Annotated in this window: 10 protein-coding genes; 6 read left to right on the forward strand and 4 right to left on the reverse strand. The window is 66.3% G+C overall.

The annotated features are described in order from the left end of the window. The first annotated feature begins 71 nt into the window (after nucleotides 1–71). A complete protein-coding gene (asnB, locus tag G7078_RS06480; protein WP_166094222.1) occupies nucleotides 72–2054 on the forward strand; it encodes an asparagine synthase (glutamine-hydrolyzing) in 1983 nt (660 codons plus the stop codon). Here the strand turns inward: asnB and G7078_RS06485 are convergent. Next, a complete protein-coding gene (locus tag G7078_RS06485; RefSeq protein WP_166094224.1) occupies nucleotides 2051–3793 on the reverse strand; it encodes a lytic transglycosylase domain-containing protein in 1743 nt (580 codons plus the stop codon). The two genes, asnB and G7078_RS06485, sit on opposite strands and share 4 nt — an antisense overlap. Next, nucleotides 3790–4521 carry a uracil-DNA glycosylase family protein gene (locus tag G7078_RS06490; protein WP_166094227.1) on the reverse strand — a complete coding sequence of 244 codons (732 nt, stop codon included), beginning with the start codon at nucleotides 4519–4521 and terminating at the stop codon, nucleotides 3790–3792. The genes G7078_RS06485 and G7078_RS06490 overlap by 4 nt, the downstream gene beginning before the upstream one ends. Nucleotides 4522–4594: 73 nt before the next feature. Here G7078_RS06490 and G7078_RS06495 point away from each other — a divergent pair, with 73 nt between their 5' ends. The 5 genes from G7078_RS06495 (at nucleotide 4595) to G7078_RS06515 (ending at nucleotide 11239) form a co-directional block, all read left to right on the forward strand. Next, on the forward strand, nucleotides 4595–6238 hold the full coding sequence (locus G7078_RS06495) for an electron transfer flavoprotein-ubiquinone oxidoreductase (RefSeq protein WP_166096213.1): 1644 nt from the start codon (nucleotides 4595–4597) through the stop codon (nucleotides 6236–6238). Nucleotides 6239–6299: 61 nt separating this feature from the next. Beyond that, complete coding sequence (locus tag G7078_RS06500) at nucleotides 6300–7868, forward strand: tetratricopeptide repeat protein (protein WP_166094229.1); 1569 nt, start codon at nucleotides 6300–6302, stop codon at nucleotides 7866–7868. Next, nucleotides 7865–8671 carry a 4-(cytidine 5'-diphospho)-2-C-methyl-D-erythritol kinase gene (locus G7078_RS06505; protein ID WP_166094231.1) on the forward strand — a complete coding sequence of 269 codons (807 nt, stop codon included), beginning with the start codon at nucleotides 7865–7867 and terminating at the stop codon, nucleotides 8669–8671. The genes G7078_RS06500 and G7078_RS06505 overlap by 4 nt, the downstream gene beginning before the upstream one ends. 8 nt (nucleotides 8672–8679) lie before the next feature. Continuing rightward, nucleotides 8680–10044 (forward strand): NAD(P)H-hydrate dehydratase, encoded by a 1365-nt coding sequence (locus G7078_RS06510; RefSeq protein ID WP_166094234.1) that lies wholly within the window; start codon nucleotides 8680–8682, stop codon nucleotides 10042–10044. Continuing rightward, nucleotides 10037–11239, forward strand: coding sequence for a class I SAM-dependent RNA methyltransferase (locus tag G7078_RS06515; protein ID WP_166094236.1), 1203 nt, complete (start codon nucleotides 10037–10039; stop codon nucleotides 11237–11239). Before G7078_RS06510 ends, G7078_RS06515 begins: the two co-directional genes overlap by 8 nt. On the opposite strand, the gene G7078_RS06520 is transcribed toward G7078_RS06515, so the two are convergent. Together G7078_RS06520 and G7078_RS06525 are read right to left on the reverse strand one after the other, a co-directional pair. After that, complete coding sequence (locus G7078_RS06520) at nucleotides 11199–11633, reverse strand: MAPEG family protein (protein ID WP_166094238.1); 435 nt, start codon at nucleotides 11631–11633, stop codon at nucleotides 11199–11201. The two genes, G7078_RS06515 and G7078_RS06520, sit on opposite strands and share 41 nt — an antisense overlap. Before the next feature lie 62 nt (nucleotides 11634–11695). After that, nucleotides 11696–12754 (reverse strand): 1,9-bis(guanidino)-5-aza-nonane synthase, encoded by a 1059-nt coding sequence (locus G7078_RS06525; RefSeq protein ID WP_166094240.1) that lies wholly within the window; start codon nucleotides 12752–12754, stop codon nucleotides 11696–11698. Nucleotides 12755–12767: the final 13 nt, after the last annotated feature.

Here is a 12767-nt window from a genome sequence, read left to right on the forward strand (position 1 = left end):
CCTCACATCTACTGGCGCTATCTTGGCATGCGGACTACAGTCGCGCCGGTGACAAGGCCAGAGCCAAGCCGATGTGCGGGATAGCCGGCCTGCTTGGAGCTGGCGCGCGCGAACCTTCCATCGTTCGCCGGATGATCGCTCCCATCGCGCACCGCGGCCCTGACGACGAGGGGGTTTGGATCGACGCCGATGCCGGCGTCGCCCTCGGCCAGCGCCGGCTTGCGATTATCGACCTATCGCCAGCTGGCCATCAGCCGATGGAAGCGTCCGACGGCCGGTACGTGATCGATTTCAACGGTGAAATTTACAACCACAACGATATCCGCGCTGCCTTGGCAGCAGCGGATGCCGTTCCCGAGGGCGGATGGCGGGGGCATTCCGACACCGAAACGCTCCTCCAGGGGATTTCAATCTGGGGTCTCGACGAAACCATTGCACGCTGTGTCGGCATGTTCGCGATCGCGCTGTGGGATCGGCGTGAACGGACGCTCACACTGGCTCGCGACCGGTTCGGCGAAAAGCCGCTTTATTACGGTTGGGCAGGCAAGGATTTCGTCTTCGGGTCGGAGCTTAAGGCGTTGCGGGCGCACCCGGCCTTCCGGGGCGAGATCGACCGTGAGGCCGTCAGCCGCTTCATGCAACGCGGCTACATTCCGGCTCCGCTGTCCATCTATCGCGGGATCTTCAAGCTCCAGCCGGGCTGCGTGCTCACCATCGAAAGCGGGCACCGGCCGGTGCGAACGCTGCCCGAAATCGGCGCCGGTTCCGACGGGCTTCGCCTGCGCCGCTACTGGTCTTACCGCAATGTCGTCGCCGATGGCCTGGCGGACCCAATCGTCAACGAGGCCGAGGCGATCGAGCAGCTCGATTTGGTGCTCGGCCAGGCCGTCAAGGACCAATCGCTCGCCGACGTCCCGGTTGGCGCGTTCCTTTCCGGAGGGGTCGACAGCTCAACCGTCGTCGCATTGTATCAGAAGCACTCCTCGGTCCCTGTGCGCACCTTCTCGATGGGGTTCGAAGATTCCGCGTTCGACGAATCGCAATATGCCGCCGCGGTCGCCAGGCATCTCGGCACGGTGCACTCGGAGCGTCGGGTCACCGTCGCTGAAGCGCAGGACGTCATCCCATTGCTTCCGGAAATGTATGACGAGCCCTTCGCGGATTCATCCCAGATACCCACCTATCTGGTCAGCCGGTTTGCTCGCCAGAAGGTGACGGTCGCACTGACTGGGGACGGTGGCGACGAATTGTTTGCCGGATACAACAGGCACTTCGTAGCGCCGAGATTATGGCGGCAGGTCGAACGCGTGCCACGTCCGTTACGCAGCCTTGCGGCGGCATCGCTTGGCGGTCTGCCTGCCGGGGCGTGGAACCTGGCCGGATCGCTGCTCGCCGGACAACGCCAAAAGACCTTTGGTGCAAAGCTGCAAAAGGCACTTTTGCTGTCCGCCAATGCGCGTTCGTTCGACGATGCCTATGTCGGACTGGTCGACGAATGGAGCGGTGGTCGCTCGCCGGTGATTGGCGAGGTCGGCAGTGCGTTCGATGATTTCGACTGCGCGGCCGACGCCCCGGACGCGGTCCGTGCCATGTACTGCGATGCGACCGGCTACCTGCCCGGCGATGTGCTGTGCAAGGTCGACCGGGCGTCGATGGCGGTCAGCCTTGAAACCAGGGTGCCATTTCTCGATCACCGCGTGGCCGCAATCGCAGCGCGGATCCCGCTGTCGATGAAAATTGCGAATGGCGGCGGCAAGCAGATCCTGCGCAAGCTTTTAGATCAATACGTCCCGCGCCACCTGATCGATCGACCCAAGGCCGGGTTCGCGGTTCCCGTCGGCGAATGGATCAAGGGCCCATTGCGCGGCTGGGCGGAAGAGTTGCTGGACGCCGGTCAGATGGCGGGGGAGGGTTGGCTCGACCCCGCCCTCGTTCAGCGTCGTTGGCGCGACCATTTGGCCGGCAAGCGCGACTCAACCGCAGCCTTGTGGTCCGTGCTCATGTTCCAGGCCTGGCTTCGCGAACAGGAAACCGCGATGCAGGCAGCCGCCTAGCGCCCGTTCGCCACCGGGAATTCCGGCCAGCGGTGCTGGGCGATGGCGGACAGGGTCGGGGTGTCCTTGCCTGCCAGCCCTTCGTACACCCATAGGTTCCGAAGGACTGCCGGAACGTAATAACGGGTTTCCCAATAAGGGATGCTCTCCATCCATAGCGACGGATCGTGGCCGCCCGGTATTGCCGCCCAGCGTCCGACCGGCAGCGGCCCGGCGTTGTAGGAAGCGATCACCTTCGGCAGGTGCCCGCCGGTAACGGCAGAGCCGCGCATCCGCTCGATGAAGGACTGGCCGAATTCCAGGTTGTAGGCGGCGTCGTACAGCGCATCGGGCGAGTAGGGGATGCCGTTGCGCGCGGCGACCGAGGCGGCGGTCACAGGCAGGACCTGCATCAGCCCAACCGCTCCCGCGTGGCTGACCACGCCGGTCTGAAAGCTCGATTCCTGGATCGCGTGCGCGAAGGCGAGGGACGGCTCGATCCGCCAGCCGCGAACCGGCGCCCACCGCGGCATTGGATAACGCTCGGCCGCCTGGACGGAGGCGCCGCGCTGTCCGTTGATCGCCAGCCAATATTGGGTGCCCGGCAGCTCCATCTTCTTGGCCACCGCGACCAGCGCCGCATGGTCGGCGGCAGCGCCGATCCGCGCCTGATGGCGAAGCATCTGCTCGGCAAGGGCCGGCTCGCCAATGCGAAGCAACTCATGGGCACGTTGCACATTCGGCAGCCGCTCCACGGCGGCGGTCGAGACCGGCACCGCTTTTGGAATTCGGGTATCGGTCCCGAGCGTTTCCCTTGCGACCAGTCCGTAGAAACTCTCCGGCGATTCCGCGGCCGCCTTCAGCAACGGAAACACCGCCTGAGGTCGTCGGCAGGCCTGTTCCGACCGGGCCGCCCAATAATACGCGCCTGCGCGAAGCTCGCGTTGGCTGCTGTTGCCAACCACTTCGCGGAAGGCGGCGGAGGACGCATTGCAGTCCTGCTGACGCCATGCCGCCAGCCCGGACACCCACGCGGTCGCAGCCGCCCAATCGCCGGTTGCGCCGAGCCGTCCGCCATCCGCGACCCGGCGCGCATTGGCGTCGTCCCCGCGTACGTAATAGGCCCAGGCCACGCGCTGCCACGCCTCGGCGCGCGCATTGGGGGTCAAATAGGGCGCCTGGCTGGCGACGAGCAGTTCCGCGTTCATCGCATCGTCGGCTTTGATCAAGGGATCGAGCTGCGTGCGCAGCGCGTCCGCAAGCGGTTCGCCGGCGACGGGCTTGATCCGGTAGCGGGTCGGCGGCGTCGGCAGGCTGATCAGCGGCTTCCTGGCGACGACTGGCGGCGCGACCAAAGCCCCGCGCGCAATCGCCATCCGCGCCAGTTGCTCCGCTTGCGGCAGGTCCGGCGCTTGCGCCAGCAGCGCCTGGATTTCGGGCAGCGACACGACGGGAGAATTCTTGGCGGTGTAGAGTTCGGCCCTAGCCACGGCGGTGGCGAGCGATGGCGGCAAGGTCTCAATCCCGGCTCGCGCGCCTGCCCAGTCGCCGGCCCGGATCGCCACAAAAACGCCCTTCCAGTCGCGCGGGACGACCAGCGGCCGAACGATCGGCGGGACGATCACTTGAGGCTGCGGCTGCGGCTGCGCTAGGGGCGGGGTGGCGGACGGGGGGACGACCGGCGCCAATGGGTCCTGCTGGGCAAGGGCAGGGTGCGCCGCGAACAGGGCCAAGGCCGGAGCCAGCCGGATGAGCTTCATTTCTGGTCTTCCATCAATAGCAGGAGGTCGCTCCAGGCCTGAGCCTTTTGCGACGGATGTTTAAGCAGGAAGCGGGGGTGGAAGGTCGCGACCGTCCGGACGCCTTCGACCGTGTGGACGTGACCGCGCGCCTCCAGGGTCAATTTTCCAAGCAGCGCCTTGGCCGGCCCGTCGCCGAGCAGGAGCAATCGTTTGGGCCTGGCCAGGGCCACATGCTGCCGCGCGGCCGCGGCGCACGCCGCGAGATCCGCTGCGGACAATTTGGCCCCCGGCGCGTAGAAGCAGCCCAGGTTGGCGACATAGGCTTGCGCGGGCTCCAGCCCGATCGCGCCCAGCATGCGCTTTGCCAGTTCCCACGCCTCGCCGCCGATCGGCTGCCCGGCCGCCGCATCGTCGCGGCCCGGCAATTCCGACAACAGCATGATCTCGGCCGCCTCGTCTCCGTTGGGAGCGATCGGCTTCGACCGCGTCGTCCCAAGCGGCGCCTCGGCGCCGGTCATCCAGCTGCGGAACGTTAGCAAATCGGCGGGCAGGCGCGGCGGAGGAGCAGGTTCCACGGCCACCTCAGTGGGTACTGGCGCGGGCGCGCGTTGTTCGAGCCAGTTGCGCGGCTCTTCCTGCACGAGGGTGTCGACGCCGCTCTCGAGCCACCAGCGCAGCGCGCTCGCAGCCTCGGCCTCGCTCATCGCAACCCGATCCCCACCCATGAACCAGACCTTCGCCACCATTGACCTGATGGTCAAGGAATTGGCAGTGCATGGCAAAGCCAAACTGCCCCGGCCCCGCGACGAGAGGTTCCAAGTGAGCGAACGCGAATCCATGCACTATGACGTGGTCATTGTCGGCGGCGGCCCGGCGGGGCTGTCGGCGGCAATCCGCCTGAAACAGCTGGCCAGCGAAGCGGGACGCGAAGTCGGCGTCTGCGTCCTGGAAAAGGGCAGCGAGATCGGGGCGCACATCCTGTCGGGGGCGGTGATCGACCCGAAGGCGCTCGACGAACTCATTCCCGATTGGGCGGACAAGGGTTCGCCGCTCACGGTGCCGGTGACCGAGAACCATCATTGGCTGCTGACCAAGACAGGCAAGTTCGGAATCCCGCATGCCTTCCTGCCGCCCTTCATGCGCAACAAGGGCACGTATACGCTCAGCCTCGGCAACTTCTGCCGCTGGCTCGCCGGGCAGGCCGAGGAGCTCGGGGTCGAAATCTTCCCGGGCTTCGCCGCCGCCGAAGTGCTGTTCAACGACGATGGCTCGGTCAAAGGCGTGGCGACCGGCGACATGGGCATCGCCCGCGACGGCAGCAGGCGCGCCGATTACCAGCCGGGTATCGAGCTTCACGCCCGCTATACGTTTTTCGCAGAGGGCGCGCGCGGTCACCTGACCAAGGAACTGACCCGCATCTTCGACCTTCGCAAGGATAGCGGTCCGCAGGTTTACGGCATTGGTATCAAGGAATTATGGGATGTTCCTGCGGAGAAGCATAAGCCCGGGCGAGTGATTCACACGCAAGGCTGGCCGCTCGACGACGCTTGGGGCGGGGGTTTCCTCTATCACCAGGACAATGGGCAGGTCGCGCTCGGCTTCGTCGTCGCGCTCGACTATGAAAACCCTTACCTTTCACCCTTCGAGGAATTCCAGCGTTGGAAGACCCACCCGTCGATCGGCGCCGAAATCGAGGGCGGCCGCCGCGTCTCTTACGGTGCGCGCGCGATCAACGAGGGCGGGTACCAGTCCATTCCAAAGCTGGTCTTCCCCGGCGGCGCGCTGATCGGCTGTTCCGCGGGCTTTGTGAACGTCCCGCGGATCAAGGGCACGCATACGGCGATGAAATCGGGCATGCTCGCGGCCGAGGCCGCCTTTGCAGCGCTGGCCGGCGAGAACGCGAACACGCTCGACGGATATGAGCAGGCGCTGCACGCCAGCTGGGTGACCAAGGAGCTGAAGACGGTCCGGAATGCGCAGCCGGCCGTCGCCCACTTCGGCGGCACGCTCGGCACGCTCTACGCGGGGCTGGACATGTGGCTGGCGCACCTGGGGATCCGGATGCCGTGGACGTTGAAGCACAAGCCCGACCACAGCACCCTGCGTCGCAAGCAGGACGTCCGGCCGATCGCCTATCCCAAGCCGGACGGGGTGATCACCTTCGACAAGCTTTCATCGGTCTTCCTGTCGAACACCAACCATGAGGAAGACCAGCCGGTTCATCTGACGCTCAAGGACGCCGACATACCCGTCGCCGTGAATTTGGCCGAATATGCCGGACCGGAGCAGCGTTACTGTCCGGCGGGCGTTTACGAATATGTCGAGGAGGGTGGGCGTCCGCGCCTGCAGATCAATGCCCAAAATTGCGTCCACTGCAAAACCTGCGACATCAAGGACCCGACCCAGAACATCAACTGGGTCGTCCCCGAAGGTGGCGGAGGGCCGAATTATCCCAACATGTAAGCTGCTCCTCGCCTCAGCCGCGGTCGCCTTGCTGCCTGCGGCCGCGCACGCTTCCGCCCCGATGAGCCCGGGGACGGCCTATGTGAAGGCGCGGGCGGCGGCGATCGGCGGCGACCATGGAGAAGCCGCAGAGCTTTACGCCGCCCTTGTCCGCTCGTCGGGCGACAAGGACTTGGTCGCCCGGGCGGTCAGCGAGGCGATCAGCGCCGGCAATATGCCGCTTGCTCTGCAGCTGATCCGTTCGACGCCCGGCGGTGTCCGCTCGATCGATGGCAAGCTGCTGCAGGTCGCGGATTCGCTTCGCCGCCGGCAATATGCCGAAGCCTCGGCTCTGTTGGCCGACAAGGAAGTCGATCTTAGTTTCTGGTTGCCGCTGGTGCAGGCGTGGAGCGCTGCGGAGACGGGCAATGCCGGCGCGGCGGCCTCGGTGCTTCGCGCAGTGCCCAAGACTAGCGCGCTGGGCAGCTTCGTCGACGAACAGATTGCGCTGATCCTGCTCCGGCTCGGCCGCAGTACGGAAGCCGAGCCTTTTGCCGAGCAAGCTTTGTTGAAGGCGGGTCCGCGCGAATCTCGGGTGCGGCTGGCGCTTGCGGCTGGCTATGATGCGGCCAAGGACCGGACACGCGCGCTCGCCGTGCTTGCCGGGGCCAAGGGATCGTCGAGCATCCTCCAGCGCGCGCTCGAAGGCGGCAACCTCAAAGGCGCGCGCATCGATTCTGCCGCCAAGGCTTATTCGGAGCAGCTCGTCGCGCTCGCGCTGGAAATGCGCCGCTCCAATCCGCGTGGGGCGCCGGTCAATGTCCTCCAGGTGGCCCGCTACGCAGCGCCTGAAAACAGCTCTGCCACGGTGTTGCTCGGCTCGCTGCTGGCCAGCGTCGACAGGACCGAGGACGCCGTCGCCGTCTTGCGATCGATCGATCCCAACGATGCCTTCGCCCCCGAGGCACTCGACGCACAGGTGCGCGCATTGACCAAGGCCGAGCGCGTGCCGGAAGCCATGGCTCTCGCGCAGCGTAGCGTCGCCCGGAAAAATGCCAGCAGCGACGATTTCGCGCGGCTTGGCGACGTGCTCGCCGACCTGAAGCGGTTCGGCGAGGCCGCCGATGCCTATCGCCGCGCCGTTGCGCTTACGCCGGCAGGCCAGGGCGATCAGCGTTGGCCGCTGCTGCTGTTGCAAGCCAGTGCATTGGAATCGGCCGGTCGTTGGCCGGAAGCCAAAGTCGCCTTGGTCGAAGCGCTCGGCCTTGCCCCGGACGAGCCGGCTTTGCTCAACTTCCTGGGCTATGCGAAGCTTGAGCATGGCGAGGATCTGGAGGCTGCCGAAGCGATGATCCGCAAGGCCAGCGAGCTTGTCCCGGACGATGCTTCGATCACCGATTCGCTTGGTTGGGCATTGTTCAAGCGCGGGCGCACCGAAGAAGCGATCAAGCTGTTGCAGGCGGCTGCCGTCGGCGACCCGGCCCAGGCGGAAATCCACGAGCATTTGGGCGACGCGTTGTTCACCGCCGGGCGCCGGTTCGAAGCGCGCTTCGCCTGGGAAGCGGCGCTTAGCACCGCCGACGACGAGGACAGCACTCGGCTGAAATCGAAGCTTGCCACCGGCCTCACTCCGGCGACGGCCGCGCGTTGAGCGACCGCGAAGTCGCCTTCGCGAAGATCAACCTGGCGCTTCACGTCCGTTCGCGTCGCCCCGACGGCTATCATGACATCGAAACCGTCTTCGCCTTTTGTGAAGACGGCGACCTGCTGACGGTCCGGCCTTCCGACGAACTGGCGCTGACAGTCAGCGGGCCATTCGCGGGTGCGCTATCCGTGCCCTTCAACCTGGTGATGCAGGCAGCGCTTCGGCTTCAACAATCCACGCCGGGCGCGCCCGGCGCTGCAATCCATCTCGAAAAGCTGCTTCCGGTCGCGGCCGGCTTGGGCGGGGGGTCGGCCGATGCCGCCGCGGCCCTGCGCCTGCTTCAGCGGCAATGGGATTCACCGCAAGGTGAAGCTTCGCTTGACGAAATTGCCGGCAAGCTTGGGGCCGACGTTCCCGCCTGCCTGGCCTCCGAACCGGCGATGGGTCGAGGCCGCGGCGACGAGCTCGACCGGGTCGATCCTGGCCTGTCCGGAACGCCGGTGCTCCTGGTCAATCCCCGTGTCGAGCTGTCGACCGAGCAAGTGTTCAAGGCCTGGGACGGCGTCGATCGCGGGCCGCTTGAGGACTGGCGGTCGGGCCGCAACGACCTTGAAGCCGCAGCAGGGGCGCTCGCTCCCCAAATCCGCGGCATTCTCGCCTGGCTCGCGATCCAGCCGGGCGCGGAACTGGCGCGCATGTCGGGCAGCGGCGCGACCTGCTTTGCATTCTTCGCCAGCGACGCGGATCGCGACCGGGCCGCGGAAGCCGTCCCGCGTGAATGGTGGCGCCTCGCAACCCGTCTGCGCTAAGCGCAAGCATGATCCAGCGACCGATTCTTGCGTCGTCCTTCATTCGGACGTCGGAACAGCGCGCGATCGACGGCGGCGCCAGCGTCGAGCAGTTGATGGAACGGGCAGGGACCGCCTTGGCCGAGGCTGTGGTCCGCTACATCGCGAAGGCGCCGGTGCTGTTGCTGTGCGGTCCGGGGAACAATGGCGGCGATGGATATGTGGCGGCGCGCCTGCTTGCCGACCGGGGTGTCCATGTCCGGGTCGCCGCGCTCGGCGAAGCGCGAAGCGAAGCCGCGGTTCGGGCCAGAGACCGTTTCGCCGGGACCGTAGAAACGCTCACGGCTGAAACGATGACCGGCCCCGTGGTCGTCGACGCCCTGTTTGGGACCGGCATGTCCCGCGGCCTCGAAGCGGCTGCCGAACACCAGTTTCTCCGGCTGTGCGAGGCCGCTAAGGTGCGCATCGCCTGCGACTTGCCGACCGGCGTGCACAGCGACAGCGGCGCGCTTTTGAACGCTGTCCCTGACTTCGACCTGACCGTTGCCTTCGGCGCGCTCAAGCCGGCGCACCGGTTGATGCCGTCAATGGCGCATTGCGGCCGCGTCGTGGTCGGCGACATCGGCATCGAGACGCAAAGCGACTGGTTCGAGATCGGTCGGCCGAACCTCCCGCCGCTCGATCGGGCCGGCCACAAATATTCGCGCGGCCTCGTCCATCTCCTGGCCGGCAAGATGCCTGGCGCCATCGCCTTGGCGGCGACCGCCGCGGCGCGGGCAGGGGCGGGCTATGTCCGCGTCAGCACCTCGCGCAGCATCGACGGGTTGCCTGCGGCAATCGTCCAGACCGACACTGCGCCGGTCAACGACCCGCGTATCGGCTGCATTCTCGTCGGGCCCGGCATGGGCGACCTGCCGCAGGTCCTGACGCTCGCACTGACGTCGCACGCGCCCAAGGTAATCGATGCGGACGCGATTGGCGCGCTTGGCGAGCCAGAGCGCCTGCGCGGGCAGGACGCGATCATCACCCCGCACGCCGGCGAGTTCGCGGCGCTGTTCGGCGACGTGCAGGGCAGCAAGGCAGAACAGGCGCTCGCGGCAGCGCAGCGGTCCGGTGCCGTCGTCATCTACAAGGGGCCGGATACGCTGGTCGCCGCACCCGACGGGCGGCTCGGCTTCGCGCCACCGGCGCCGCCTTGGCTGGCCACTGCCGGGACCGGCGATGTGCTCGCTGGAATGGCCGCCGCACTGCGCGCGCAGGGCCTGCAGTCGTTCGAAGCGGCGTGCGCGGCAGTCTGGCTACATGGCCGCGCCGCCGAGGCTGCCGGGCCGTTTATGATTGCCGACGACCTCGCCGCCGCCATTCCCGCCGCGCTGGCGCTCCGCGATGGCTGAAGAGATTATCCGGATTGCGGCGCGCGGCGACGGAGTCACGCAGAGCGGACGCCACGTCGCCTTCGCCGCGCCCGGTGACCGAATCCACGACGACGGGACGCTGGAACATGGTCCTCACCACCAGGCGCCGCCATGCCGTCACTTCCCGGAATGCGGCGGCTGCCAGCTCCAGCACGTCAACGATGCGGCATACCGCAATTACCTCGCGTCGCGGATCCAAACCGCGCTCGCGCAGCACGATCTCGTCACCGATATCCGCGAGCCGCATTTGTCCCCGCCCAACAGCCGACGGCGGGCGACGCTGCGCGCGCTGAAGGTCGGGCAGGGGGTCCTGCTCGGTTTCAACGCCGCCAAGTCGCACCGAATCGTCGACATGCGGGAAAATCACATCCTTCGGCGCGAACTGCTGGCGCTGCTCGAACCCTTGCGTCGACTGCTCGCCGAGCTGCTGCAACCCAAGCGGACTGCCGAAGTGCAACTAACCCTGATCGACCAGGGCGTGGACGTGCTCTTCAAAAACGTCGCCGCGGACGGCCTGCAGTCGATCGAGGCGCTGAGCGCTTTTGCCGAAGATCAGGGTATCGCGCGCCTGTCGCTCGACAACGGGCTTGGCCCCGAGACCATGTTCGAGCCGAACCCGGCAACGATCGAGATGTCGGGCGTCCGAGTGCCGTTCCCGCATGGCGGCTTCCTGCAGGCCACTGCTGACGGCGAAGCAGCGCTGGTGGCGGCGGTCCGCGACATCGTCGCCGACACGAACTCCGCCGCCGACCTGTTCGCCGGCCTGGGGACGTTCGCACTGGCGCTTCCGGGCCACGTCTACGCTGCGGAAGCCGGCCGGGACGCCGCCCTGGCCCTCAAGCGCGCCGCGCCCAGGATCGCGGTCGATCATCGCGACCTCTACCGTAGGCCGCTCGATCCGTCCGAGCTAAACCGCTTTGCCGCGGTCATCCTCGATCCGCCCCGGTCCGGCGCGGCTGAGCAAGTGGCGGCGCTCGTAAGTTCGTCGGTGGAGCGGATCGCTTACGTCAGCTGCAACCCTGCAACGTTTGCGCGCGACGCGCGAACCCTGGTCGACGGCGGCTATCGACTCGAATGGATCAAGCCGGTCGGCCAGTTCCGCTGGTCGACCCACGTCGAGCTTGCGGCGGCGTTCAGCCGAGCAGGCGGATCGCCGCGTGGATCGTCAGGCTGAGCAGGCACAAGGTGCTCAGTGCAAAGGCGACCAAGCGATAGCGCACGATGTTCACCGTGCCCTGGATCAGGCTGTGGACGATGCGCAAGGCGACATAGCCCCACGCCAGCCAGACGTTGATCGGATCGTCGAAGCCCATCAGCACCAGCGCAAAGACGATCGCGTAAAAGATCGTCGGTTGCTCGACCAGGTGCATGTAGTTGTGGGCTTTCCACTGCGCTTCGGGGCGGGCGTGCGGCTCCAGGTCGACGCCGCGCGACCCGTTCGGGATGCTCGCCCGGGTGATCCCCAGGCGCTTGAACTCGCCGGCCCGGGCAATCGCCATCCAGACAAGCACGATTAACGTCCAACCGACCAGCGCGACCACCGGCCCGAGCAACGGACTTGGCTGCATGAAAAACCCTCCCCCCGATAATGTCGGGAGGAGGGTGCTTCACTTCGTTTCGGCTTGCAACCTTAGTCGAAGAGTTTGGCGAAGCGGCGCTTCTCGCGCGTTTTCCAGGCCCCGCGGTGCCAGGCGTCGCTGGCCAGCAGCGGCAGCACCGACGTCGCTTCGGCGAACACCATCTGCTCCATCGCCGTCGACACCTTGCCCCAGCTCGCCGCTTCCTGGAGGGTAGAAGAGGAACAGGCGCCGTCCCGCACGTCGGCCACCGTGATCTGCACCGCATATTTGTGCACTTCGACATCGTCGTGTCCCAGGATTTCCGCGCACACGACCGTGTCCTGCGTGAAGTTCTTCGGCACGCCCCCGCCGATCATCAGCAGGCCAGTGGTGCCGGCCTTGATCTTGATGTCGGTCAGCTCGCGGAAGTCGGCGATGGCGTCGAGCACCATATAATGCCCGCCGCGCTTCATCGCGTCGACCTGGTGCTTGACCAGGCCGAAGCCGGCCGAGCTGTCTACGAAGGCCGGGCAGAAAATCGGCACGTCATGCTCGTAAGCGAGCTGGACCAGGCTGCCTTCCTTCTTGGCGTTACCCTCGCTCAGCCACTTGCCCATCTCCTTGATGAACTCGCGGCTCGAATAGGGGCGCGGCTCCAGGCTGTCGGCGATCTTGCCGATGGTGAAGTCGGTTTCCTGCAGCTTTTCTTCGTCGATGTAGGTGTCGTAGATGCGGTCGATGTAGAGCGAACGCAGCGTATCATCGTCAGGAATTTCATTGGCTTGGAAGTGCTTGTGACCAAGCGCTTCGAAGAAATCCATGTCGACGACGGTGGCTCCGGTGGCGACGATCGCATCGACCATGTTGGACCGGACGAGCTCGGCATACAGGTCCATGCAGCCGCCGGCCGAAGTCGAACCGGCGATGACCAGGATGATCGAACACTCCTTGTCCTCCAGCATCTGGTTGTAGATGCCGGTGGCCCGCGACAGGTCGCGGCTGGTGAAGCTCATCTTGCCCATCGCCTCGACGATCGGGCGCGCGTCGAACTTGGTGATGTCGATATGCTCGACCGGACTCGACAGCAGCTCCGCCTTGCGGGTGTCGTTGATCTTCGAATTCGCAGTCATGTCGAAACTCCAA

This window comes from Sphingomonas sinipercae, assembly GCF_011302055.1.
Lineage (GTDB): Bacteria > Pseudomonadota > Alphaproteobacteria > Sphingomonadales > Sphingomonadaceae > Sphingomicrobium > Sphingomicrobium sinipercae.